We start from the raw sequence: 23,924 nt of genomic DNA on the forward strand, positions 1-23,924 counted from the left end.
AGGGAGGAATTTAAAATGGCAATTCAAACAAGTAACTTAGGTTATCCACGTATCGGACTACAAAGAGAGTGGAAAAAAACATTGGAAGCTTTTTGGTCCAATAAAATCGATGAAGAACAATTTTTAACAACGATGAAAGAAATTCGCCTTCAACACGTTAAAGTACAGCAAGAAAAAGGGATTGAACTCATTCCAATTGGCGACTTTACATATTATGATCACGTTTTGGATACTGCTTATATGCTAGGATTTATCCCATCACGTTTTTCTGAGTTTACATCTTACCTTGATGTATATTTCGCAATGGCGCGTGGCTCTAAAGATCACGTAGCTTCTGAAATGACAAAATGGTTTAACACAAACTATCATTATATCGTTCCTGAATATGAAGAGGGATTACAAATCTCTTTAAAAGATAATCGTCCACTTCGCTTATACGAAGAGGCAAAACAAGAATTAGGAGTAGATGGAAAACCTGTTATTTTAGGACCATATACTTTCTTAAAATTAGCTAAAGGTTATACACAAGAACAATTCGCTACGATTTTAAAACAATTAGTTGCACCATACGTACAACTGCTTTCAGAACTACATGCAGCTGGTGCACAAGTCATTCAAGTTGATGAACCGATTTTCGCTTCTTTAACAAAAGAAGAAGTTCAACAAGCAAAAGAAATTTATGAAGCTATTCGTAAAGAAGTTCCAAATGCGAACCTTCTTTTACAAACATATTTTGATAGTGTAGAAGAAAACTATGAAGAAATTATTACATTCCCTGTATCCGGTATTGGATTAGATTTCGTTCATGGTAAAGAAGGTAATCTACATGCTATTTCAAAATATGGATTCCCAGCTGATAAAACTTTAGCTGTCGGTTGTATAGATGGCCGTAACATTTGGAGAGCTGACCTTGATGAAGTTCTTACGTTATTTACAACGTTACAAAAACAAGTCCAAACGAAAGACTTCATCGTTCAGCCTTCTTGTAGCTTATTGCATACACCAATCGATAAAACAGAAGAAATTCACTTATCGACTGAACTATTCGATGTGTTAGCATTTGCAAATCAAAAATTAGAAGAGTTAGTTCTCATTCACTCTGCTCTCACTCAAGGTACAGAAAGTATTAGTAATGAGCTGGAAACATATCGAAATGTACATCATACAATTCGTTCATCTGCTGTACGTAACCGTGAAGATGTCAAAGCAGCACGAACAGCACTAAAAGAAGAAGATTTCTCACGTCCTCTTCCATTTGAAAAGCGATACGAATTACAACAAGTTGCCCTAGAGTTACCATTGTTACCAACAACAACTATCGGTAGCTTCCCGCAAACAACTGAAGTTCGTCAAACGCGAAAAGAATGGCGTAACGGTGTTATTTCAAATGAACAATATGAAAAATTTATTGAAAAAGAGACAGAAAAATGGATTCGTTACCAAGAAGAAATTGGTCTTGATGTCCTTGTACATGGTGAGTTTGAAAGAACTGACATGGTCGAATATTTCGGTGAGCGTCTTGCTGGTTTCTCATTCACTAAAAACGGTTGGGTACAATCATACGGTTCTCGCTGCGTAAAACCACCTGTTATTTATGGTGATGTAGCCTTTATTAACGGAATGACTATTAAGGAAACTGTTTATGCACAAAGCTTAACAGAGAAAGTTGTAAAAGGAATGTTAACTGGACCTGTTACAATTTTAAATTGGTCCTTCGTTCGAAATGACATTCCAAGAAAAGAAGTTTCGTATCAAATTGCATTAGCTCTTCGTCACGAAATTGAACTACTTGAATCTTCCGGAATTCGAGTAATCCAAGTCGATGAGCCAGCACTTCGTGAAGGAATGCCACTAAAAGAAAAAGATTGGGACACTTATATTACATGGGCAGTTCAATCCTTCCTTTTAGCAACTTCTTCTGTAGCAAATGAAACACAAATTCATACTCATATGTGTTACAGTAACTTCGAAGATATTGTTGATGCGATTCGCGCATTAGATGCAGATGTGATTTCTATCGAAACATCAAGAAGTCACGGTGAATTTATTGATACATTAAAACATACAACATATGAAAAAGGCATCGGTCTAGGTGTATATGATATTCATAGCCCACGTGTACCGAGTAAAGATGAAATGTATAAAATCGTAGAACAATCTTTAGAAGTATGCGATCCTAAATATTTCTGGATTAATCCTGATTGTGGTTTAAAAACGAGAAGAACAGAAGAAGTTATTCCAGCTTTAGAGCACATGGTGCAAGCAGCAAAAGATGCTCGCTCCCTGCTAAAAACAAACGCATAACGAAAATGGGTTATCCTTATTGAGGATAACCCATTTTTTATTCTTTACTTTCAAAAAAGAATTCGTATTGTATTTTATATAATTCATCATCCGTTGGTTCTTCAAGAGGAGTTGCCTGTAATACAACTGTATACTCACCATTCGCAATAGGAATTTGAAATTTATTTGAAAGAATACTTGTTACAACGATACATCCATTTTCAACTGTAAAAGGAACTGTAACCGTTCTAATCGCTTCTTCTTTCTCAATATGCTTCCCGCAAGTCACTTTCACTTCACAAGTATAATCAGAGAGTGCTTCAAAAATAACAGTTCCATCCGCCTTCGCATAACCTCTTTCAAAATCTTCATCCGTCCAGTCAACGTAAGGCTGATCACCGTCATAGTTCATCAACATTAATTGCGAATAAGAAATTGTTAACTCCATCGTTCCCATTCTCCTTCATTATGAAATATGCAACTACTACTTTACGTCAAATTTCACACGCGTACCATCTGGGTATTTGTCCAACTTATTTCCTACCCAAGACCCTGCTCCGCGGTTATCTGCTGGACTTATATATTCAATATGTGCTCCTTTTCCACCTTCTTTACACATCGCCATTGGCCATTCATCACGATCATACCCTTTTTTTGATGGATATGGAGCTAACGATAATTTCCTTCTATCCGCAGCACCACTACGATCGATTGTACAAACTTCTGAATGTCCTTCTTTTATAGCATCCGTAATATGTTTCCCTGTCTCTGGATATCGCTCTTTCGGAAATTCTAGAACTTGATCATACGTATTCGTTTTTTTGATACTTGTTTCCTCTGGAACAAGTACTTCATACACCGCTACTACAATAGAAAGAATTGCAATAATTGAAATGATAATACCTTTTAATTGCTTCATGTATACCTCCATGATTCTACCAGTTTCTTTGCCTCCGTTATTATAACAAACTTCTCCTGTATATGTTTTCAGACATTATTTTAGCTCTTCTTCGCCATTCCGCCAAAAAACTCTCATTTTCCTTCATCTTTTCACTAATGCTGTAGAAAACTAATAACCTTCCGACATTCTTTTTCAAAGGAAGTCCTCATAAAAGATTGAAATGATATATACGATACTTTTTGGGGAGGAAATATTATGGAAGCTACCTATAAAACGAAAGATGTCACGAATAAAACAGGCATCCCAAAACATATAGTTCGCAAATATAGTCAACTGTTAGAGGATCATGGTTATATCATTTCCAAAACAGCTGATGCTCGCATTTATAAACTGGATGATTTAAAACTATTGAAATCTATACATGAAAGAGCTGCTACATTGCAAGAAGACATTTCAGAAACGATACCTATTATTTTAAAAGAAAAAGAGGACCCGCCTGTACCCGCTATACAAGATAAGCAAGAGATACAAACGAAAGAAAAAGAAGATGGGCGTAACTTTGAGGAGTTCATGTTAAAACTTGAAATGCTCGCTCAATTAAATGAAGCAATTATTCATCAAAATTCTACCCTTATTACCCAAAATCGTTTAAAAGATGAAAAGCTAGATGAATTGATGCAACAAGTTTATGTAAAAGAAGGCTCTCAAGAAAAAATGCTACAAGAGTTAGTGGATCATGCCGCTCAAACAGATGCCCTGCAAAAAGAAAAGATGGACTTATTAATGAATCATATGTATAAACGCGAATCTAAGCAAGAGGAAAAAATGAATAAACTCGTAAATCAAATTTATAATAAAGACAGCAATCGGGATGCACAACTTATGCAAGTAATTCGCGAAATTCAAGAAACAAAAAGAATGGTTGCTGCATCAAAAGAGCAAGGATTCTTGCAATCATTTAAAAGTTTATTTAGCCGAGCAAAACAAGAAAAAACAAATGAATAAACAATATAAAATAAAAAGTTACCTTCCATCGGTAACTTTTATTCCTTATTTCTTACAGCTGGCAATATAATAATCGCTTCAGTTCCTTTCCCACTTTCGCTTTTATATTCCAGCGTACCATTATGCGCTTGTAAAATACTAAATGTTACCATAAGTCCTAATCCTGTCCCTTTTTCTTTTAAAGAATAATACGGTTGTCCCAGTCTTACTAACTGTTCTTTCGTCATTCCAACACCACTATCTTTAACTCTTATTACTATCGTTTCATCTTTTTGCATAGCCGTTACTTTTAAATATCCTTTATTTCCTTGGATTGCTTCAATACCATTTTTAACAACATTCATAATAGCTTGCTTCAGTTTCGTCTTATCACCGATCGTATAAAGACTTTCAGAAATCTCAACTTGCAAATATACACCTTGCATCGCTGCAAATGATGACATAAGAGTTGTCATTTCTATTAATTGAGCGGATAAGCAAATGTGTTCTTTTTTCTCAATTTGTGGCCTTGCTAAATTCAAATAATCTGAAATAATTTGTTCTGCCCGATCCAATTCGGCTAATACGAGACGCATATAATCCTTATTTTTCACATCTTCCGTACTTTCTAACAATTGAATAAAACCACGAACAACAGTGAGTGGATTTCGAACCTCATGTGCAACACTTGCTGCCAACTCACTTACAATATTAAGCTTTTCTGACTTTTGCATCTCTGTACGTAATATTGCATTTTCGTTTAAATATTCTGTTAAGTACACTTGAAATACCATAGTCATAACCATAATAAGCGAAGCAAATATATATCCGCTATATAAGTGTGAAATATGTGGTGTAAACCCCGTTTCTAACAGAACGTTAATCATGCCAATCACTAAAGAAACAAGTACGTATAGTGATGAAATCATAAATGCTAAAATTAGCTTCTTATCCCTTGAAAATAGAGACCATTTCTTTGATAAAAATAATGGAACTATCAATAGAAATATTACTTCTATGACTGGAAGAAGGCTCATTCCCTTTAGCGCCCATTCATATGCAACAAAAATAACGGCCGGGATTAAACCAACAATCCCACCATATAAAAAACCACTAACAATCGGGATTGGGTGAAAGTTATACCCACAAATGTCACCAAAACAAATAGAGTATGTCATGGAGAGAACGAGTGTAATGCTGGATAAAAACATAATAAAGTAGCGGTTCGGCTTCGGAGGCATTTCTTGATAACGATTTAAACGAATCGCTTCATATAAAAATAGTGGCAAAATAATGATGGCAATTTGGATCATTAAATCACGGATCAGCTCCATAGCCTCTCATCCCCTATATGTATTTTGATATGATTATATCATTTTACGGGTTTATTTGTTTTAAAATTTTGATTTTTCTTAACATATTTGTTAATTCTTTGTTAACAACACATAATAATTGTTACAGATTTTCGAAATGAATGTAAACCCTGTACCAAATTTCCGTCGGGCAGTATACAATGAATACGGATTACAAAGAAAATAAAAAATACTTCATGAGACGGACAACTATAGCAAAATACAGCATATAATCCATACTATCTATGTTTACAAATAAGTGATCATTATTTTAGTAGGAGGAAGATAAATATGGCGGGTACTACGCTTGTTTTAAAAGAAGAGAATTTGGTTGTTCTAGAAAATGTTGAAAAATCAGTATATGAAGAGTTACAGCATAAAACCGGAGAAGAAAATTGCACATGTGCTGTGAATGAATCAGTTGTTCACCTTGGCAAAGTATCCTCTGTACTTTGGAATGAAGATGAAATAGATTGGGAGTACGGATATTAAAAAGTCGCTTACAGCGGCTTTTTTTCTATTATCGCTCTCTTTCTACATAACATATACGCAAGCGAAATCATAGAAAATATGTTAAAATGAACTTAATTTTCAAACGGAAGAAAGGGAGATACAATGGAACAATTCATTAACCCTAGAGTGAAGGACATCCAAATTTCTGGAATCCGTCAATTCTCTAACATGATTCAAAACTATGATAATCTTATCTCTTTAACAATTGGTCAACCCGATTTCCCTACGCCTTCTCTCGTAAAAGAAGCGGCAAAACGGGCTATTACAGAAAATTATACAAGCTATACACATAACGCCGGTTTACTAGAATTACGCAAGGCTGCTTGTAACTTTGTAAAAGATAACTACGATTTACAGTATTCGCCTGAAAACGAAACCATCGTTACAATCGGTGCCAGTGAAGCAATTGATATTGCATTCCGAACGATTTTAGAGCCAGGAACAGAAGTTATTTTACCTGCTCCTATTTATCCAGGATACGAACCAATTATTCGATTATGCGGTGCTACACCTATTTTTATCGATGTTCGTGAAACTGGCTTCCGTTTAACAGCCGAAGCGCTAGAAAATGCTATTACAGAAAAAACAAGATGCGTCGTACTGCCGTATCCTTCTAATCCAACTGGTGTAACTTTATCAAAAGAAGAATTACAGGATATTGTAACTGTTTTAAAAGATAAAAATATTTTCGTCCTTTCTGATGAAATTTATAGCGAACTTGTATATGAACAAAAGCATACATCTATCGCTCATTTCCCAGAAATGCGTGAAAAGACTATCGTCATTAACGGTTTATCAAAATCTCATTCTATGACTGGCTGGCGTATCGGTCTATTGTTCGCACCAAGCTATTTAGCAGGACATATACTAAAAGTTCATCAATACAACGTAACGTGTGCTACTTCAATCGCTCAGTATGCTGCAATTGAAGCATTAACAGCTGCTAAAGATGCACCAAAAATGATGCGTCATCAATACAAAAAACGTCGTGATTACGTATATAATCGACTCATTCAAATGGGCTTAACAGTTGAAAAGCCAACAGGTGCATTTTACTTATTCCCATATGTTGGTCATTTAACTTCTTCATCATTTGATTTTGCACTTGACCTTGTCAAAGAAGCTGGACTAGCTGTCGTTCCTGGAACTGCATTTTCTGAATATGGTGAAGGCTATCTTCGCTTGTCCTATGCGTATAGTATTGAAACTTTAAAAGAAGGCTGTGATCGATTAGAGGCCTTTCTACAACAAAAAGCTAAGAGTTAAACTCTTAGCTTTTTTATGCATAATGATCGCAAGTTTGGCGCTTTAGTAATTTATGAGGAATAATAATACACTTTGCAGTAGACTCCGCATTCTCTATTTTATCCACTAAAGCTTTTGCTGCCTCATATCCTAGTTGATAAATATTCACATCAACTGTCGAAAGTGGCGGACTCGCAATTTCTGATAATAAAGCATTGTTAAAGCTTATAATGGAAACATCCTTTGGTACAACGAATCCTTTTTTAGAAAGAGCACTTAACACACCAAGTCCAATTAAATCATCCGTTGCCACAATTGCTGTCGGTGGTTGCTGTAGTCCCATTAACTCCTCAACGGCTTGTTGACCACTTTCCCTCGAAAAATCAAAATGTAAAATATACTCTTTTGGTAATACAATGTCCGCTAATTTTAAAGCATCACTCATACCAGCCAAACGATCTCTCGTTACAAGTAAATCTGATCCACCGCCGATGAACGCGATTTGTTTATGACCTAATGAAATCAAATATTCTGCTACTTCTCTTGCAGCTGTATAATTATCATTATCTACATATGTAATTTCATCTTTTCGATCATACGGTTTCCCAATTAAAACAAACGGGAAATTTTGTTTATGCAAATATTGAATAATCCGATCATTCTCTCTTGAATATAAAAGAATAATGCCACCAATTTGGCGCCCCTGTACCATCTTTACAACACCATTAAAAATTTCATCTTCCGTTTCACCTGTCGACATATAAAGCGCATACCCTTCCACATGTGCAAATGAACTAATCCCTCTTATAACTTCTGGGAAAAACGGATTTTGAAAAGCTTTACTTGCAGAACTTGGCATAACAAGACCAAGTGTTTTTGTTGTTTGGTTAGCTAGATTTCTTGCGTTTAAATTGGGATGATACCCTAGTTCACTCATTACTTTCCGAACACGACGCTTTGTTTTTTCACTTATACTTGGATTATCAGCAATTACACGAGAAACGGTAGATGGTGCTACATTTGCCTTCTTCGCCACATCTTTAATTGTAACTGTCATAAAAATCCCCCTCCTCTCACTTCTCTGCCATTTTGTTATATATTTTAATCTTGCACCCGTTGCAAGTAATAGGAGAAGTCATAAACTTTCATTGATTCTATCTTGTAATACCTATCATATTCTCCCTCTCCATGTATTGTAAGGGATATAGCTCTTTTTTCCTATACTATAATATACTATTTATTTCACTTCTTTGCATATGTGATGTCAAATCTCTTTTCATCTCCCTATAAATTTTTTTATAGGGAGATGAAAAGAAAAATGGGACGTAACGTCCCATTTTTCATCCTTTCGTACCTCCAGCAGTTAAACCAGAGATAAAGTATTTTTGTAGTGATAGGAATAAAATTGAAATTGGGATTGCAATCAATACTGAACCCGCTGCGAACGTTGTAAATTCATTACCAAATTTCTTCGCTACCATTTCATATAACCCAACTGCTAACGTATAATTTTCTGGTGTGCGCAAAATAACACTCGCTAAAATGAAATCTGTAAATGGACCAATGAAAGTGAATAATGCCACAACCGCTACGATTGGCTTTGCAAGTGGCATAATGATTTGCCAAAAAATACGGAAATGTCCTGCCCCATCCATACGAGCTGACTCATCCAATTCTTTCGGAATCGTATCAAAATATCCTTTCATAAGCCATGTATTCATTGGAATTGCCCCGCCTACGTAAATTAAAATTAATGCAAGGTGCGTATCGATTAACCCTGTTAACTGTGCTAATACGTATAGAGCGATTAGCGCCGCAAAGTTCGGAATCATTTGCAGAATTAAAAACGTTAATAAACCATTTTTCCTTCCAACAAAACGGTATCTCGAAAATGCATAAGCAGTAAAACTAATTGCTAACACTGAGAAAATCATCGTTATAACACTTACTTTTAACGTGTTTTTATACCATAGTAAATAATTACTATTCTCTAAATCTAATAACTTACGATAATGATCTAACGTTGCATTTTGTGGAATAATACTTGATCCGGATAAACTATCACCTGGATTAAACGATGAGCCAATAATCCATAATAATGGATAGAAAATGATGGCACACATTACGAAAATAACGAAATAACTTAATGAGAGACGTAACATCTTTTGTTTTTTAATATTCATTTACATCATATCCTCTTCTTGGAATGATTTTGTTCTCTTAAATTGCCATAACGCAACTGTAATAACGATTAACGATAATATCATTGTAAGAGCTGCTGCTTTCCCGTACTGCGCCGAAGTCATCGTTAACTTATAAATCCATGAAATTAAAATATCTGTTCCACCTGCGTCTTGTCCAGCTACAGCAGGACCTCCGCCGTTAAATAGATAGATGATACTAAAGTTATTAAAGTTAAACGTATATTGCGTAATTAATATTGGTGCTGTTGCATATAGAACAAGTGGCAATGTAATTTTACGAAACTGTTGCCAAGCTGTAGCTCCATCTACTGTAGCTGCTTCATATAATTCTCCCGGAATCGATTGCAGTATACCTGTCGTCATTGCAAAGACAAATGGGAATCCAAGCCACGTTTGAATCATAATTAAAGCAATCTTCGCCCAAAATGGATCTGTCATCCAAGCAATCTTTTCAATTCCGAATAAAGCCAATACTTGATTGTTAATTGCTCCAAATGTTTCATTAAACATACCAGAGAAAACAAGAATAGATACGAATGCTGGAACTGCCCATGGTAAAATGAAGATTGTTCGAATAATTGCCTTCCCTTTAATACCAGGCTGATTTACGATAATCGCTAAGAAAATACCAAGCGCAACTTGTAATGTCGTTGCAACGAATGTCCAAATGACAGTCCAAGAAAATACACTTAAAAATGTCTCTCTCCACATCGGTAATGTAAAGATATCAATAAAGTTTTTAAATCCTACCCAATCTACTAATTTAGCTGGAGGAGAATGATATAAATCATAGTTCGTAAATCCAATTAAAATTACGAAGATGATTGGAAATACAACTACAAAGATAAGTAATAGAAAACCTGGTGAAACCATTAAATATGGAAAACCTTGATCTAGTAAATTACGGTATTGCTCTTTTACAGAGTTTAACGGTGTTCCTATATCACGTTTCTTCCCATTTTGGTATGCATCATATAAATTAAATGCATATATTCCGAGTCCAAACACGATGACGATAAGTGCCAAGATTCCTTCTACTAATAGAAAGACAGAATGGTCACGTGGAACTTCTGTACCAAGCGTTACAATTCCCCATAATCCCATATTTAATAAATCAGCAAAGGCTACAATAAATGAACCTGTTAATACTAGAAAAATAAGACCTTTTACAAATTGCTTATTATACATTTGGCCCACGCCTGGAATGATAGATAACATGGTTGCCATTTTCCTATGCTTTGAACCGTTTAAACCGTTTGCTGGTTCCATAGATGTTTGCATGTTCCTTCCCCCTTTTTTCTGGGAGAGAATTCGTGCCCCTCATATGAGAGGCACGAATTTCACCTTATTTTTTCTTACTATGATTTGCCTCAATATTACCTTTAATTTGCTTCACTGCATTGTCAAGTGCTGCTTTTGGTGCCTCTTTTTCCGTAACAACTAATTGAAGCGCATCTCCAGCTGGTTTCCATACTTCTTGCATTTCCGGAATGTTTGGCATTGGAATTCCATTTTCAGATTGCGTTGCAACTGCTTTTGCAGCTTCATTATCTTTAATAATTGGATCTTCCATTACTGATTTTACTGGAGGAATTTCTTTTGTTTTCTCAAATCGAATTTTTGCGTTTTCTTCATTTGTTATCCATTCAGTAAACTTTGTAGCTAAATCATTTTGCTTAGAGAAACTTGTTACATGCCATCCTTTAACCCCTACAAATGTTTTCATCGGTTGACCATTTGGTAATTTCGGCATTGGAGCAACACCATAATCAATTCCGTTCTTTTCCATTGCTTGGAACGCCCATGGGCCGTTCATAATAGATGCTGCTTTTCCTTCGTTAAATAGTCCATCAGCAGCAGGTCCACCAGATTCACCGATAATACCTTTCGGGAATAACTTTTCTTTGTACCATTTTTGAAGATATTCAGCACCTTGTACCGCTCCGCTATTATTTAATCCAACATCACTTGCATTTGGCTTTCCATCTTTTTCACCAAATACATAACCACCCATACCTGCCATAAATGCATTAGCAAAGTAGAAGTTATCTCCTAGTGTTAAAAATCCGTATTTGCCATCCTTCGTAAATTCTTTTGAGAAGTTAAACAGCTCGTCCATCGTTTCTGGCGCTTTTGGCATTAATTTTTTATTGTAAATAAAGACTGGTGTCTCAATTGCTTTTGGTAAACCATATAATTTTCCGTTATATTTCTGTGCTTCTATCGATGATTCAGTAAATCTACTCTTTACAGTATCATCAGCTTTCACTTCAGAAAGTAAACCTTCTGTTACTGCGTTTCCAATTTGATCATGTGGTAATGTTACAACATCTGGTCCCGTCCCCGCTGGTCCATCAAGGCGTAACTTCTTCACTTGATCTGTCATTTGCATTTCAACGACTTTTACTTTTACTTTATATTTTTCCTCAAAACTCTTCACTGCTGGTTCTAAACCAACACCTTTTTTATCATCTTCCCAAACGAGAAGATCGTAATCTTTCTTCGCTTTACTTTCTTCTTTTTTCCCTGAATCTTTCGGTCCACATGCAGATAACATACCAATTGATAATGCCGAAACCGTTAATAATGATAATGCTTTCTTCATCCCAAAAACCTCCCTAAATTGTATATGTACCCTAATAATTGAAAACGTTTGCATTAAATAGTTTAATAGAAGCGCAAACAACATCTCAATCTATGAAAACGTTTGCGCTATTTGTCTATCATTATACATTCTTTTATTCATTTTGCAAATATTAATTTTAAAATATTATTACTACACTCTTTATACATTGACTTTATATGAAATGAATACTACTCTTATAAGCAATATTAAAGCTATGCAAAAAGCAATCGTTTGCAACATATACTTTATTATTATACTTAAGGGAACAATATGCATGGAGATATTAAAGGGGGCTTTTCTATATGCTTAAAGAAGCTATTTATCATAGGCCAAAAGATAATTACGCATACGCTTACGATGAAAAAACGATTCACATCCGAATACGTACTAAAAGAGAAGATGTTCAAAGCGCCACTCTTATTTACGGTGATCCTTATGAATGGAAAGAAGGGAAATGGATTACATCAAGTACAGCGATGAAAAAAACTGGTTCTACTGCATTGTTTGATTATTGGTCCATTTCCATCGAGCCTAAATTTAAGCGCTTACGTTATGGATTCGAATTAAAAAATGATATAGAAACGCTTATTTATGCAGAGCGAGGATTTTTTTCCACTATTCCAAATGATGACGTTGGTAACTTTTTCTGTTTGCCATTTATTCATGCAAATGATGTATTTCAAGCACCTTCTTGGATTAAAGACACCGTTTGGTATCAAATTTTCCCAGAACGGTTCGCTAATGGAGATCGTGCACTAAATCCAGAAAACACTCTTCCTTGGGGAAGCGCTGAGCCAACTCCAACTAATTTTTTCGGCGGAGATTTTGCTGGTATTATTCAAAACCTCGATTACCTTGTTAAGCTTGGAATTTCAGGAATATACTTCACACCTATTTTCAAAGCACATTCCAACCATAAATATGACACAATTGACTACATGGAAATCGACCCGCAATTCGGGACGAAAGAAACGTTCAAAGAACTCGTTCAAGCATGTCATACACACGGTATAAAAATAATGCTCGATGCCGTGTTTAATCATAGTGGATACTTTTTCGATAAATTCCAAGACGTACTAGAAAACGGCGAGAAGTCTGCTTATAAAGAGTGGTTCCATATTCATGAATTTCCAATTATAACTGAGCCACTTCCGAATTATGATACTTTCGCGTTTACACCGTATATGCCTAAATTAAATACAGCACACCCAGATGTAAAAGAATACTTACTTGAAGTTGGGCGTTATTGGGTAAGAGAATTTAATATAGACGGTTGGCGCCTTGATGTAGCAAATGAAGTCGACCACAGCTTTTGGAGAGAATTCCGAAGCGAGATAAAAGCATTAAATCCTGAAGTATATATTTTAGGAGAAATTTGGCACGATGCACTTCCATGGCTACAAGGAGATCAATTTGATGCTGTAATGAGCTATCCTGTTACAAACGCTCTGCTGTCTTACTTTGCTAATGATTCCATTAAAGCAAATGAATTTATGAAACAAATTACAGAATCTCTCCATTCCTACTCTATGAATATAAATGAAGCAGCGTTTCATTTATTAGACAGCCATGATACACCAAGAATATTGACAACATGTAACGGAGATAAAAATAAGTTACAGTTACTTTATGTATTCCATCTTTCTTTCATCGGCTCTCCTTGTATTTATTATGGAGACGAAATTGGTATGGACGGCGGTATGGACCCAGATTGTCGCAAATGTATGGTTTGGGATATGAAAGAACAAGATCATCTATTATTTACACATATACAAACATTAATTTCATTACGAAAGCAATATAAAGCATTTGGAGGACATGGTACTTTCCAATTCATCGAAGCAAATGATGAACATAATTATATTTCTTATACGAAAACATATGAAGATGAAACTATCTTTTTCGTTTTAAATCCGACTAATAGTGATGTTACAGCTTCACTCCCTCTCCATGTTACTGGAAAGAAAATCATTAACATTTATACAAACGAAGAATTTTCAGCGGAAGCAAGTGTATTACAGGTTACACTTCCTCCATATGGATTCTCAATCTTAACATGGTAATAAAAAATCCTTATGCCAAGGTGTGGCATAAGGATTTTTTTATTTTAATTTAAATACCATCGCTTCATATGGACGTAATGTCATGTTATCTATCGATCCACTCTCTACGTCGTAATTGTGTATGAATAACTCTGATTCACTATAAATAACGTCCTCAGGCAATTCAAATACACTTTCTTCCGCCGTAAAGTTTGCAATAACAAGAAGTTTTTCTTCTTCATATGTTCTTACGTATGCAAAAATAGAAGGATTATTATCTAATATTAAATCATATGATCCGTACACAACTATTTCATTATTTTTGCGTAGGTCAATTAATTTTTTATAGTAATAAAAAATTGAATCTTTATTTTGGATCGCTTGTTTCACATTGATTTCTTTGTAGTTAGGGTTTACCGTAATCCAAGGCTCACCTGTTGTGAATCCGGCATGATCTTTATCATCCCACTGCATCGGTGTTCTAGCATTATCTCGCCCTTTTATATAAATAGACTGCATCACTTTATCTATATCTTCACCGTGCTCTATCACTTTTTCCTTATACATATTTAATGTTTCAATATCTCGATATTCATCAATCGATTCAAATCGAACGTTCGTCATTCCGATTTCTTCTCCTTGATAAATATATGGTGTTCCTTTCATCATATGAAGCACCGTCGCTAACATTTTCGCAGATTTAATGCGATACATTCCATCATTACCAAAACGAGATACAACGCGTGGCTGATCATGGTTATTCCAATACAGGCTATTCCACCCTGTATGCTCTAATGCTTTTTGCCACTTCGTTAAATTCTCTTTTAAAGTAAGGAGTGAACATGGTTTTACATCCCATTTTCCGCCTTCTCCCGAATCTAAATCCATATGTTCAAATTGGAATACCATCTGCAGTTCTTTTCGTTCTTCTCCAGTATACATTTTCGCTTCTTCTGTCGTTACACCAGGCATTTCACCAACCGTCATAATATCATAATGAGACAATACTTCTTCATTCATTTCATGTAAATATTTATGAATGTTTGGACCGTTCATAAAATGCTTATGACCTGAAACATACCCCTCTTCTTCCGTTTCAACAGCTGGTAATCCCTCTTCTTTAGAAATAAAATTAATAACATCCATACGGAAGCCATCAATTCCTTTTTCTAACCAAAACTTCATCATTTCATAAACATCTTGTCTTACCTTTTCATTATCCCAATTTAAATCCGGCTGTTTTTTAGAAAACAAATGTAAATAATATTCATCTGTCATTTCATCATACTTCCATGCAGATCCACTAAAAGCTGCTCCCCAGTTGTTCGGCTCTTTCCCTTCTTTTCCAGGACGCCATATATAGTAATCTCTATATTTATTATCTTTTGATTTACGTGATTCAATAAACCAATTATGTTCATCAGAAGTATGGTTAACAACTAAGTCCATCATAAGTTTCATATTACGTTCATGCATTTCATGTAATAGCTCATCCCAATCTTCCATTGTTCCGAACTCATTCATAATTTTACAATAATCACTTATATCATAACCATTATCATCATTTGGAGATTCATAGACCGGAGATAACCAAATGACATCAATCCCTAATTCTTTTAAGTAATCTAGCTTTGAAATAATTCCACGAAGATCCCCAATACCATCACCGTTACTATCCATAAAGCTACGAGGATAAATTTGATATACTACACTTTCTTTCCACCACTGTTTTTCCATTATGCTACCCCATTTCATTAATAATTCGATTTTCTCTTTTTTAAGGCGCAAACGTTTTCATTAATGAATGATAACAGATTCTATCTTAATTTAAAATAGCGCTTACAACTTTTTATTCTTATTTTTCTAAGAAAACATACGAAAATTACTACTATTCTTCTAATAAATGAAAACGTTTTATTTTTTTGTTTATTTTTTGAATCTATTAGTTTATAATAAACTCAAAGAAAACGTTTGCATAATTTTTCTAGGGGGCAATACCATGGCAGAATTGAAATTAGAAAACATTTATAAAATATATGATAATAACGTAACAGCTGTAACAGATTTTAATTTACACATTCAAGATAAAGAGTTTATCGTATTTGTCGGTCCTTCTGGATGCGGAAAATCTACAACATTACGAATGGTGGCTGGGCTGGAAGATATTTCAAAAGGAGAGTTTTCAATTGATGGTAAGCTAATGAATGATGTCCCTCCAAAAGATCGCGATATCGCAATGGTCTTCCAAAACTATGCTTTATATCCACATATGAGTGTGTATGATAATATGGCATTTGGATTAAAACTTAGAAAAATACCAAAAGATGAAATCGATCGTCGTGTGAAAAATGCAGCAAAAATTTTAGGACTGGAACAATATTTAGATAGAAAACCGAAAGCATTATCTGGTGGACAACGTCAACGTGTTGCGTTAGGTAGAGCAATTGTTCGAGACGCGAAAGTTTTCTTAATGGATGAGCCTTTATCCAACTTAGACGCTAAATTACGTGTTGCAATGCGCTCAGAAATTTCTAAATTACATCACCGTCTTGGAACGACAACAATTTACGTAACACATGATCAAACAGAAGCAATGACAATGGCTTCACGTCTCGTTGTTATGAAAGACGGAAAGATTCAACAAATCGGAACTCCAAAAGAAGTATATGAAACACCTGAAAATATTTTCGTTGGTGGATTTATTGGCTCACCAGCAATGAATTTCTTCCGTGGTAAATTAACTGAAACCGATTTCGTTATAGATAATTCATTAAAAGTTAAAGTAACTGAAGGAAAAATGAAGATGTTACGTGAACAAGGCTATGTAAATAAGGAAATTGTTTTAGGCATTCGCCCTGAAGACATTCATGATGAACTATTATTTTTAGAAGCTTCACAATCTACTGCCTTCACAACAAAAATCGAAGTTGCTGAGTTACTAGGTGCTGAATCTATTTTATATATGAAACTTGGAGATCAAGATTTTGCAGCACGTGTTGATGCAAGACATACATTTTCACCTGGAGATCAAATTAAACTAGCATTTGATATGAATAAAGCGCATTTCTTTGATAGTCAAACTGAACAACGTATTCGTTAAAAAATAATTTCTCCCTGTATAACATACAAAAAAACCGTCCACATACTTTGAGGGCGGTTTTCATTATTATACGAGGGCTTCTACTGTATGAAATGATTGTCCTTTCGTGCCAATAATACCGAAAATCGGTAAGTCACTCAGCACCACTTCTTCTTGCTGTTTCATAAAAGATGACGTTAATTGTTTTATCTCTATCCAAACGTCATTAATACAAAGTACATTGGAATCGTTCTCTTGTTGGCGAGAAAAAATAGAATCTATTTTATATAAACCAGCATTTTGAAAAAGCATATCAATGCGACTAAATGCATTCAAAGTAATACTGATAACGCGTTGCCAATCTCCTTGCTTTCCCATATCATAGGTTACAAAAAGTGCTTCTCCGCCTAGATTCGTAATTTCCTCCACTGTTGCTTGTCCACTTTCTTGATCAATGTCCGTCACAATTACTTTTGCGCCTTGTTTAGCCAACAAAAGAGCTGTATTACGTCCAATACCGATGCCACCGCCAGTTACGATAGCAACTTTTCCTGCAAGCTTCATTTTCATTACCCCTTCTATAAGTCTTACCGTCATTCAGTATACTCCTTTATGAGATTAGTCTGCAAGCAAGAAAAGTTGCTTATTAATTTGTAAGCGATTACTTTTTTACTCCTTCTTTTTTCTTACTATTACGCTGATCGAAAACTAAACCGATGAAAATTAAAATCCCCCAAAAGATTACGCTACCCCCAGTCATTTCAATTTCCCCCTTATTATATAAAGATATTATTTTAATCATTATAACATTTTCTTAATTTTCAATCTATTAAAACCAAAAATGATATGGATTAACTTTTTCTTATTATATATCCTTTAAAATATATTTATATAATAAAAAAAGACCTTCTTATTTTATGTATAAAAAGGTCTCTGTTTTATTATACAAGACTTATCACTTTTGTTTTTGTAATTAAATCTTGAAAACCACAATTATCTTTGCGGAATAACATCATATATACGTTACATAATATCGGAATTCCAAGTAGCAATATGTTCGGTAATAACAATACAAAAAACCTTATAATTAATGTTTGTAATGTTAACTTTTCACTCTTCAATGAAATTAATTTTATTCTCGTTACCTTTTTACCAAGTGTAACACCGTTCCAAATAAAGGGTACCAAAATAAAATATATCGCCATTAATATAAAAACTACTGCGAGATCATATCTATAATCACCAAAACTAATATTAAAGCGATTAAAAATAGCACTATAATTTCCGGTCATAATAGCTACTACTGCACCATACATAACCGAGATTAAAAACATGTCAATTAGGGAAGCACCTATGCGATTCATTACAAGCGCTGGACGATGCATCTTTAACTTCATTTTATGTCGACTCCTTCATATCCTTCTTTACCCGTCTCATCGTACCACTTCTAAAAAACATTGTAAACTAGCGTTTCTCTTACTTTTCTTGTACAATGTGTTACAACAGCATTGTAAAGGAGGTTCCCATATTGAAAAAATGGATAATCCTATTCGTCGCATTCCTATTAGCCGGTTGTGCTGGAAATACAAATCATATAACTTATACGATTAACGATGAATACGAACTCATACGTACTTCTGGAAATGCATTTGAACTTTTCCCATCACAAGATGCTGTATATGCCACACAATACATTCCTGCAAAAATTACAGACATAGCTTGGGATGATAAATACATTATTGCAAAACAAATTGAGGAAAAGTCAGATCCGAATAACCCTGACGGAGCAATTGCAAATAAAAAAAGTGAGCATTATTGGATTATTGACGTAAAGCATAATAAACGTTTTGGCCCTTATAATGAAAAGCAATTTAATGAACAAAAAGATGCGTTTAAAATTAAGGTACCTTTTCAAAGTGTAGATTCATACATAAAAGAACAGAAAAAACAGTCAGCATAATAGTTTAAGCGCTGACTGTTTTTTCTTACATATTTTTAAAACACCTTACTCAGAAAGTGAGATATTAAAAGTTTGTGCCTCTTTTACAACATCTTGCGTTTCTGTATCTGCTGCGACTACATTATCTGTTGTAAACTTAATATCCTTTACCTTTTCTTTTCCATCATCAAGTATTAAGCCGATAATACCATCTCTTGTTTCACCAGGCTTATAGTCTTCCCTTGATACATTTTTTGTACCAACGAGCGTATCTTCATCATATAAAAAGTTTTGAGTTGCTACTTTAAAATGTTGCTTATCATTAATCGTAACATCATTCATAGAGAAAAATTGCATATTTTTATTTCCGCTATTTTCCACCTTATATGTAATTTCAAGGTAACGAATCGTATCACTAATCTCTGTACCACTTATCGATGCATATAACTCCGCATCTTCTTGGCTTACTTTATCTCCTAATCTACGCTTTACTTCTTCAGGAGTTAATGCCGTAAATACTTTTAATGTATTTTTTGCATCTTTACTCATCTGCGATAAAGAGATTACTTTTACATCTTGTATGTGAATTTTCATTGGTGCTACTTCAAATGTTTGATTTACAGATTGAATCTGTTCTAACTTAAAAGTACCCCACCCTGTTTCTTTCACTTTTTGTCCTACTTTTTTCAGCTCACGCCCACCATATTCTTTTGTTTCAGGAATAGATTCTTTCTTCTTCGGTTCAACTTTCTTTTCTTCTTGATGGAAGCAACCACTTAACATAAGAAGAAAACTACATAAAACAAAAATATTTTTCCATGCTTTCATCATATAATTTCTCCTAACACTATCATTCATTAATATAAATTAGTCCTTTGCTTTGTAGACTATAGAAACAATGAAAAGCCCACAAAACGAACTTGTCAGTCCAGATACTATTATACCCCCTATTTGGAAAATATGAAAATAGGGATTTACAAACGCGTGAACGATAAATACTAGAGCTGCCACAATGATTGCCGAAACCCAATACTTCCTTTTTTCTGAAGCTATCATAATATCTTTCCCTGTTTCATCTTTATACTTCCATAATACGTATAATAGTAATAAGAAACCAACACATGTACTCCCGTGTTGCATATATTTATACACCGGGATACTATGTAATTCCCTTTGTAACAATGGTATTTCCATAACGAAGTAGCCTGTCTTATGAGTAAACGCATCCCAAACGACATGCGTGAGCATACCGAATAAAGCAGAATAGCAAAATACAAAGAAATCCTTCCATGTATGAAGCCCCCACCTCTCATCTACTACATATGTATAGTATCCAGCAAATGGTTTAGGTAAATGTGTTATAAACGGCTTTTTTAAAATGTGATGATATATGCATGCGAGTAGAAATACAAGCGGTAAATTTAAATATAAGAACCCAAGCCATGTATGGCCAATGACACCATACGGTCTAAAGTGTAAAAAATATTCAAAATCAGGCGCCATACTCCCTAATATAAGAGCCGTTACTGAAATATATTTGGACTGCTTTTTCACAAAAGGAAGGACTGCTGCTGGATGCGCAAATGTAAACGGCATGTTTGAACTCCTTTTCATATCTTCAATAGAATACCATCTATCATAACGAGAGAATTGATCTTGATGCAATATTTATTTTCACATTGGAATATGATAGTTTACATGTTATAATCCACATAAAATATTCAGAAAATAAGGAGAGGTTCACGTGTCATTAACACTTGTATTTACTGTTTTGTTACAATCAAAATCCGTTATGAATTGAGGTTTATATATTGATTGATGTACCCTTTTTAAAAAATGTCACATTAAAAAAAGAAAATATCCCTAGTTTTTCCGCATATCCTTACTGTCTACCCGCTATCCGAACTTTACAATCACTTGCCTTCCACCCAAATGTAACATTCATTATTGGAGAAAACGGAACGGGAAAATCAACATTACTCGAAGCAATTGCAATCGCTTTAGGATTTAATGCAGAAGGTGGAACGAAGAATTTCCGCTTTAGCACAAACGATTCACATTCATCTTTACATGAATACCTTCGAATTTCGAAAAGTTTCAATACACCAAACGATGGTTTCTTTCTTCGCGCTGAATCATTTTATAATGTTGCTTCTTATATTGATGAAATAGATGCTATAAAATCTTATGGAGGTGTTTCACTTCATGAGCAATCCCATGGTGAATCATTTTTCTCCTTATTTATGAATCGTTTTTCAGGACAAGGTTTATACATTTTAGATGAGCCTGAGGCCGCTCTATCACCAATGAGGCAACTTTCCATGCTTATTCGAATGCACGAACTAGCGGAACAAGGTTCACAATTTGTTATCGCGACGCACTCTCCTATTTTAATGGCTTATCCTGAATCCACTATATATTCTTTAACACAAGAAGGGATTCATGAATCCACATTAGAAGAAACCGAGCATTACCAAACGACAAAACTTTTCTTTGAAAATCGTGATCGATTATTTCATCATTTATTTGATTCTTAATAAAAAAGAAGCAGCGATTGCTGCTTCTTTTTTATAGTGCTTCTATAAATAATGCGACCCCAATACCGCCACCGACGCATAGAGAGGCAATTCCTTTTTCTAAACCGCGTCTCTTCAATTCATGAATTAAACTTACAGTAATACGAGCTCCTGTACAACCAATTGGATGTCCAAGTCCTACACCGCTACCGTTTACATTCACTTTTTCACGGTCTAAACCTAATTCTTTCTCTACAGCTAGGTATTGAGCCGCGAAAGCTTCATTAATTTCCAATAAATCAGCATCTTCTAATGACCAATCTACTTTTTCTAATCCTTTACGAATTGCTGGTGCTGGTCCAATACCCATAATTTTCGGATCTACTCCAGCTACTGAATATCCAACAATTCTAGCTAACGGTTGTAAGCCTTTTTCTTTCGCTTTTTCTTCGCTCATTAATACTAGAACCGCACTTCCATCATTAAGGCCAGATGCATTCCCTGCCGTTACAGATCCATCTTTACGGAAAGCTGGTTTTAATCCTGCTAATTTTTCCGCTGTAATATCTGCGCGTGGATGTTCATCCTTCGAAAATACTATTTCTTTTCTACGTTCTTTTATCGTAATAGGAACAATTTGCTCGTCAAAATATCCAGACTCGATTGCTTGTAGTGCCAATGTATGACTACGAAGCGCAACTTCATCTTGTTCCTCTCTTGTAATTTCATATTGGTCAACTAAATTTTCAGCCGTTTCACCCATCATAATATGGTGAATCGGATCTTCTAGTACTTCCCACACCGTATCACGAATTTCTCCGTGCTGTAGACGTTGTCCCCAGCGGTGCTGTTTTAATGCATAAGGGCTCGAACTCATCGCTTCTACTCCACCTGCAATAACAACATCACTTACACCTAATTGAATTTGCATTGCAGCTGACATAATTGCTTGCATACCTGAAGAACATTGGCGTTGGATTGTATAACCCGTAACTGTGTCAGGAAATCCTGCCGCTAATGCAGCTGTTCTTGCAGTATTTGCTTCATCAGTTCTTTGAATACAATGACCTAAAATTACTTCATCAACTTCGTGTGGTTCTACCCCGCCTCGTTTTACAGCTTCCTGAAGTACAGGAACCGCTAATTCTACTGGCGTTACATTTTTTAGCGCTCCTCCAAAAGTTCCAATTGGCGAACGAACTGCAGCTGTAATAACAACATTATGCATTTTGCACTTGCCCCTCTCTTATGTACCCTAGTCAGTTTTTAGGTGAAATTCCATAAGATGTATGTCTACATCTATCATACTATAAACATACTAAAAAATCAAAATATTTAATATAATAAAAATAGAAGGAATTAACCTTCTATTCTGTTAATGCATATAAAAATTTTTGTGAAATTTTCTCTGTCGTTTCATTCAATTTTGGTAACTTATCTACCGGAAAATATTGAAGCTTCAATCCCTCATGATCAAGCCTTAATTCTCCACTCACATGATGCCCCTGATACAGATGAATAACATTAAAAATTTCATCCCCATTAGGATAACGGAAATATACTTCCTTTCCTGATAAGACACCTAGAAATTGCATTATTTTTGCAGTTAATCCCGTCTCCTCTAATAATTCTCGGCGAGCAGTTTCTTCCGTCGTTTCTCCTAGTTCCATCGCGCCGCCAGGTACACCCCAATCATATGTATCTGAACGATATTGAAGCAATACTTCTTGATTATCATTTAGTATAATTATTGCTGATCCAACGAGAATAAGTGGTCTTGTCCCAACAACTTTGCGTAACTCTTCAATATACCCCATTATGTAAATTCTCCTTTCCTCACCCTCCCTTATCATAACAAAATTTTTCTCCTTTTGTTGATGTAATTTCCAAGAAAAAAAAGGAAGCTTTCGCTTCCTTTTTTCCATTTTTATTTCTTAAAACTTTCATATTTTACAGCTTCAAAAGCTTCTTCAATTTCATCATTACGATAATGAACGTATGTAAAACGCCCTAATTCTACTAATCTTGCTATTTCTTGTAACGCTTTATGTTGCTCATATGTTTCCCCCAGCTTAATATGTACATAAAACTTCATTAATGGATGTTCATATAAAGGTTCTCCCACCTCTACATATACATCTTCCACCCCTTGCACAACTCTTACATAACTTGCAAATTGATAAAGAGCTTCTCTGTCTGAAACGATTTTTAATGTATACATATATTCTCCCCCTTTCCTT

The 23,924-nt window shown here is 34.9% G+C and carries 24 protein-coding genes; 8 read left to right on the plus strand and 16 right to left on the minus strand.

All coding sequences use genetic code 11. From position 1 onward, the window contains the following. The first annotated feature begins 15 nt into the window (after positions 1 to 15). Complete coding sequence (gene metE / locus ILS93_RS07780) at positions 16 to 2,304, plus strand: 5-methyltetrahydropteroyltriglutamate--homocysteine S-methyltransferase (protein ID WP_222660283.1); 2,289 nt, start codon at positions 16 to 18, stop codon at positions 2,302 to 2,304. Between the two features lie 37 nt (positions 2,305 to 2,341). Here the strand turns inward: metE and comJ are convergent, their stop codons facing one another. Both comJ and nucA read right to left on the minus strand, forming a co-directional pair. Further along, positions 2,342 to 2,731, minus strand: a complete 390-nt coding sequence (comJ, locus tag ILS93_RS07785; protein ID WP_098103105.1) for a competence protein ComJ — start codon at positions 2,729 to 2,731, stop codon at positions 2,342 to 2,344. A gap of 36 nt (positions 2,732 to 2,767) precedes the next feature. Further along, a complete protein-coding gene (nucA, locus tag ILS93_RS07790; RefSeq protein WP_064474927.1) occupies positions 2,768 to 3,202 on the minus strand; it encodes a DNA-entry nuclease in 435 nt (144 codons plus the stop codon). Between the two features lie 237 nt (positions 3,203 to 3,439). Here nucA and ILS93_RS07795 point away from each other — a divergent pair, with 237 nt between their 5' ends. Continuing rightward, positions 3,440 to 4,189, plus strand: coding sequence for a DUF3967 domain-containing protein (locus ILS93_RS07795; RefSeq protein ID WP_064474926.1), 750 nt, complete (start codon positions 3,440 to 3,442; stop codon positions 4,187 to 4,189). A gap of 38 nt (positions 4,190 to 4,227) precedes the next feature. On the opposite strand, the gene kinB is transcribed toward ILS93_RS07795, so the two are convergent. Next, positions 4,228 to 5,502: a sporulation sensor histidine kinase KinB gene (gene kinB / locus ILS93_RS07800; protein WP_000420381.1), complete on the minus strand. Its 1,275-nt coding sequence runs from the start codon at positions 5,500 to 5,502 to the stop codon at positions 4,228 to 4,230. Positions 5,503 to 5,811: 309 nt separating this feature from the next. Between kinB and ILS93_RS07805 the strand changes: the two genes are divergently transcribed. Together ILS93_RS07805 and ILS93_RS07810 are read left to right on the plus strand one after the other, a co-directional pair. Next, a complete protein-coding gene (locus ILS93_RS07805) occupies positions 5,812 to 6,012 on the plus strand; it encodes a hypothetical protein (protein WP_000929285.1) in 201 nt (66 codons plus the stop codon). Between the two features lie 123 nt (positions 6,013 to 6,135). Continuing rightward, complete coding sequence (locus ILS93_RS07810; protein ID WP_000434595.1) at positions 6,136 to 7,299, plus strand: aminotransferase A; 1,164 nt, start codon at positions 6,136 to 6,138, stop codon at positions 7,297 to 7,299. A 13-nt stretch (positions 7,300 to 7,312) separates the two neighbouring features. On the opposite strand, the gene malR is transcribed toward ILS93_RS07810, so the two are convergent. The 4 genes from malR to ILS93_RS07830 all read right to left on the minus strand — a co-directional run bounded on the left by malR (position 7,313) and on the right by ILS93_RS07830 (position 12,087). Then, the gene (malR, locus tag ILS93_RS07815) at positions 7,313 to 8,335 is read right to left on the minus strand and encodes a maltose operon transcriptional repressor MalR (RefSeq protein WP_064474924.1); all 1,023 of its coding nucleotides are present in this window, start codon (positions 8,333 to 8,335) and stop codon (positions 7,313 to 7,315) included. Positions 8,336 to 8,618: 283 nt separating this feature from the next. Then, entirely contained in the window at positions 8,619 to 9,461 is an 843-nt protein-coding gene (gene malD / locus ILS93_RS07820) for a maltosaccharide ABC transporter permease MalD (protein ID WP_064474923.1), read from the minus strand. Then, positions 9,462 to 10,763, minus strand: a complete 1,302-nt coding sequence (malC, locus tag ILS93_RS07825) for a maltosaccharide ABC transporter permease MalC (RefSeq protein WP_001194989.1) — start codon at positions 10,761 to 10,763, stop codon at positions 9,462 to 9,464. It abuts the gene before it with no gap. A gap of 64 nt (positions 10,764 to 10,827) precedes the next feature. Then, positions 10,828 to 12,087: an extracellular solute-binding protein gene (locus tag ILS93_RS07830; protein ID WP_088047234.1), complete on the minus strand. Its 1,260-nt coding sequence runs from the start codon at positions 12,085 to 12,087 to the stop codon at positions 10,828 to 10,830. A 323-nt stretch (positions 12,088 to 12,410) separates the two neighbouring features. Between ILS93_RS07830 and ILS93_RS07835 the strand changes: the two genes are divergently transcribed. After that, the gene (locus ILS93_RS07835; protein ID WP_064474921.1) at positions 12,411 to 14,171 is read left to right on the plus strand and encodes an alpha-glycosidase; all 1,761 of its coding nucleotides are present in this window, start codon (positions 12,411 to 12,413) and stop codon (positions 14,169 to 14,171) included. A 39-nt stretch (positions 14,172 to 14,210) separates the two neighbouring features. Here the strand turns inward: ILS93_RS07835 and malL are convergent, their stop codons facing one another. Continuing rightward, the gene (gene malL, locus ILS93_RS07840) at positions 14,211 to 15,887 is read right to left on the minus strand and encodes an oligo-1,6-glucosidase (RefSeq protein WP_064474920.1); all 1,677 of its coding nucleotides are present in this window, start codon (positions 15,885 to 15,887) and stop codon (positions 14,211 to 14,213) included. A gap of 262 nt (positions 15,888 to 16,149) precedes the next feature. Here malL and ILS93_RS07845 point away from each other — a divergent pair, with 262 nt between their 5' ends. Continuing rightward, positions 16,150 to 17,250 carry an ABC transporter ATP-binding protein gene (locus ILS93_RS07845; protein ID WP_064474919.1) on the plus strand — a complete coding sequence of 367 codons (1,101 nt, stop codon included), beginning with the start codon at positions 16,150 to 16,152 and terminating at the stop codon, positions 17,248 to 17,250. Between the two features lie 66 nt (positions 17,251 to 17,316). Here ILS93_RS07845 and ILS93_RS07850 read toward each other — a convergent pair whose 3' ends face one another. The 3 genes from ILS93_RS07850 to ILS93_RS07860 all read right to left on the minus strand — a co-directional run bounded on the left by ILS93_RS07850 (position 17,317) and on the right by ILS93_RS07860 (position 18,626). Next, positions 17,317 to 17,826, minus strand: a complete 510-nt coding sequence (locus ILS93_RS07850) for an SDR family NAD(P)-dependent oxidoreductase (RefSeq protein WP_064474918.1) — start codon at positions 17,824 to 17,826, stop codon at positions 17,317 to 17,319. Between the two features lie 64 nt (positions 17,827 to 17,890). After that, positions 17,891 to 17,989, minus strand: a complete 99-nt coding sequence (locus ILS93_RS07855; protein ID WP_000145657.1) for a hypothetical protein — start codon at positions 17,987 to 17,989, stop codon at positions 17,891 to 17,893. A 181-nt stretch (positions 17,990 to 18,170) separates the two neighbouring features. Further along, positions 18,171 to 18,626 carry an RDD family protein gene (locus tag ILS93_RS07860; RefSeq protein ID WP_000769076.1) on the minus strand — a complete coding sequence of 152 codons (456 nt, stop codon included), beginning with the start codon at positions 18,624 to 18,626 and terminating at the stop codon, positions 18,171 to 18,173. A gap of 131 nt (positions 18,627 to 18,757) precedes the next feature. On the opposite strand from ILS93_RS07860, the gene ILS93_RS07865 reads away from it, so the two are divergent. Beyond that, positions 18,758 to 19,189, plus strand: coding sequence for a DUF3997 domain-containing protein (locus ILS93_RS07865; RefSeq protein ID WP_088047231.1), 432 nt, complete (start codon positions 18,758 to 18,760; stop codon positions 19,187 to 19,189). 45 nt (positions 19,190 to 19,234) lie between these two features. Here ILS93_RS07865 and ILS93_RS07870 read toward each other — a convergent pair whose 3' ends face one another. Continuing rightward, on the minus strand, positions 19,235 to 19,999 hold the full coding sequence (locus ILS93_RS07870) for a hypothetical protein (RefSeq protein WP_064474916.1): 765 nt from the start codon (positions 19,997 to 19,999) through the stop codon (positions 19,235 to 19,237). Between the two features lie 36 nt (positions 20,000 to 20,035). Continuing rightward, entirely contained in the window at positions 20,036 to 20,764 is a 729-nt protein-coding gene (locus ILS93_RS07875) for a DUF4184 family protein (RefSeq protein WP_222660285.1), read from the minus strand. A 215-nt stretch (positions 20,765 to 20,979) separates the two neighbouring features. Between ILS93_RS07875 and ILS93_RS07880 the strand changes: the two genes are divergently transcribed. Beyond that, complete coding sequence (locus ILS93_RS07880) at positions 20,980 to 21,705, plus strand: AAA family ATPase (protein WP_000567976.1); 726 nt, start codon at positions 20,980 to 20,982, stop codon at positions 21,703 to 21,705. A gap of 31 nt (positions 21,706 to 21,736) precedes the next feature. Here the strand turns inward: ILS93_RS07880 and ILS93_RS07885 are convergent, their stop codons facing one another. The 3 genes from ILS93_RS07885 to ILS93_RS07895 all read right to left on the minus strand — a co-directional run bounded on the left by ILS93_RS07885 (position 21,737) and on the right by ILS93_RS07895 (position 23,905). Continuing rightward, the gene (locus ILS93_RS07885; RefSeq protein ID WP_000552069.1) at positions 21,737 to 22,912 is read right to left on the minus strand and encodes an acetyl-CoA C-acetyltransferase; all 1,176 of its coding nucleotides are present in this window, start codon (positions 22,910 to 22,912) and stop codon (positions 21,737 to 21,739) included. A 139-nt stretch (positions 22,913 to 23,051) separates the two neighbouring features. After that, positions 23,052 to 23,501, minus strand: coding sequence for an NUDIX hydrolase (locus ILS93_RS07890; RefSeq protein ID WP_142315323.1), 450 nt, complete (start codon positions 23,499 to 23,501; stop codon positions 23,052 to 23,054). Between the two features lie 110 nt (positions 23,502 to 23,611). Continuing rightward, a complete protein-coding gene (locus ILS93_RS07895) occupies positions 23,612 to 23,905 on the minus strand; it encodes a DUF3928 family protein (protein ID WP_000288329.1) in 294 nt (97 codons plus the stop codon). Between the last annotated feature and the right edge of the window lie 19 nt (positions 23,906 to 23,924).

It is taken from the genome of Bacillus sp. 16GRE42, from assembly GCF_019837435.1.
GTDB classification, from domain to species: Bacteria; Bacillota; Bacilli; order Bacillales; family Bacillaceae_G; genus Bacillus_A; species Bacillus_A wiedmannii.

What these genes read in the sequence shown, in the direction of transcription:
- ILS93_RS07850 (WP_064474918.1), bottom strand. Translation starts at nt 17,826, where the DNA reads ATGACGGTAAGACTTATAGAAGGGGTAATGAAAATGAAGCTTGCAGGA.
- ILS93_RS07860 (WP_000769076.1), bottom strand. Translation starts at nt 18,626, where the DNA reads ATGAAGTTAAAGATGCATCGTCCAGCGCTTGTAATGAATCGCATAGGT.
- ILS93_RS07830 (WP_088047234.1), bottom strand. Translation starts at nt 12,087, where the DNA reads ATGAAGAAAGCATTATCATTATTAACGGTTTCGGCATTATCAATTGGT.
- metE (WP_222660283.1), top strand. Translation starts at nt 16, where the DNA reads ATGGCAATTCAAACAAGTAACTTAGGTTATCCACGTATCGGACTACAA.
- ILS93_RS07845 (WP_064474919.1), top strand. Translation starts at nt 16,150, where the DNA reads ATGGCAGAATTGAAATTAGAAAACATTTATAAAATATATGATAATAAC.
- malL (WP_064474920.1), bottom strand. Translation starts at nt 15,887, where the DNA reads ATGGAAAAACAGTGGTGGAAAGAAAGTGTAGTATATCAAATTTATCCT.
- malR (WP_064474924.1), bottom strand. Translation starts at nt 8,335, where the DNA reads ATGACAGTTACAATTAAAGATGTGGCGAAGAAGGCAAATGTAGCACCA.
- ILS93_RS07890 (WP_142315323.1), bottom strand. Translation starts at nt 23,501, where the DNA reads ATGGGGTATATTGAAGAGTTACGCAAAGTTGTTGGGACAAGACCACTT.
- ILS93_RS07875 (WP_222660285.1), bottom strand. Translation starts at nt 20,764, where the DNA reads ATGCCGTTTACATTTGCGCATCCAGCAGCAGTCCTTCCTTTTGTGAAA.
- kinB (WP_000420381.1), bottom strand. Translation starts at nt 5,502, where the DNA reads ATGGAGCTGATCCGTGATTTAATGATCCAAATTGCCATCATTATTTTG.
- nucA (WP_064474927.1), bottom strand. Translation starts at nt 3,202, where the DNA reads ATGAAGCAATTAAAAGGTATTATCATTTCAATTATTGCAATTCTTTCT.
- malD (WP_064474923.1), bottom strand. Translation starts at nt 9,461, where the DNA reads ATGAATATTAAAAAACAAAAGATGTTACGTCTCTCATTAAGTTATTTC.
- ILS93_RS07805 (WP_000929285.1), top strand. Translation starts at nt 5,812, where the DNA reads ATGGCGGGTACTACGCTTGTTTTAAAAGAAGAGAATTTGGTTGTTCTA.
- comJ (WP_098103105.1), bottom strand. Translation starts at nt 2,731, where the DNA reads ATGGAGTTAACAATTTCTTATTCGCAATTAATGTTGATGAACTATGAC.
- ILS93_RS07895 (WP_000288329.1), bottom strand. Translation starts at nt 23,905, where the DNA reads ATGTATACATTAAAAATCGTTTCAGACAGAGAAGCTCTTTATCAATTT.
- ILS93_RS07870 (WP_064474916.1), bottom strand. Translation starts at nt 19,999, where the DNA reads ATGATGAAAGCATGGAAAAATATTTTTGTTTTATGTAGTTTTCTTCTT.
- ILS93_RS07885 (WP_000552069.1), bottom strand. Translation starts at nt 22,912, where the DNA reads ATGCATAATGTTGTTATTACAGCTGCAGTTCGTTCGCCAATTGGAACT.
- malC (WP_001194989.1), bottom strand. Translation starts at nt 10,763, where the DNA reads ATGCAAACATCTATGGAACCAGCAAACGGTTTAAACGGTTCAAAGCAT.
- ILS93_RS07810 (WP_000434595.1), top strand. Translation starts at nt 6,136, where the DNA reads ATGGAACAATTCATTAACCCTAGAGTGAAGGACATCCAAATTTCTGGA.
- ILS93_RS07795 (WP_064474926.1), top strand. Translation starts at nt 3,440, where the DNA reads ATGGAAGCTACCTATAAAACGAAAGATGTCACGAATAAAACAGGCATC.
- ILS93_RS07835 (WP_064474921.1), top strand. Translation starts at nt 12,411, where the DNA reads ATGCTTAAAGAAGCTATTTATCATAGGCCAAAAGATAATTACGCATAC.
- ILS93_RS07855 (WP_000145657.1), bottom strand. Translation starts at nt 17,989, where the DNA reads ATGACTGGGGGTAGCGTAATCTTTTGGGGGATTTTAATTTTCATCGGT.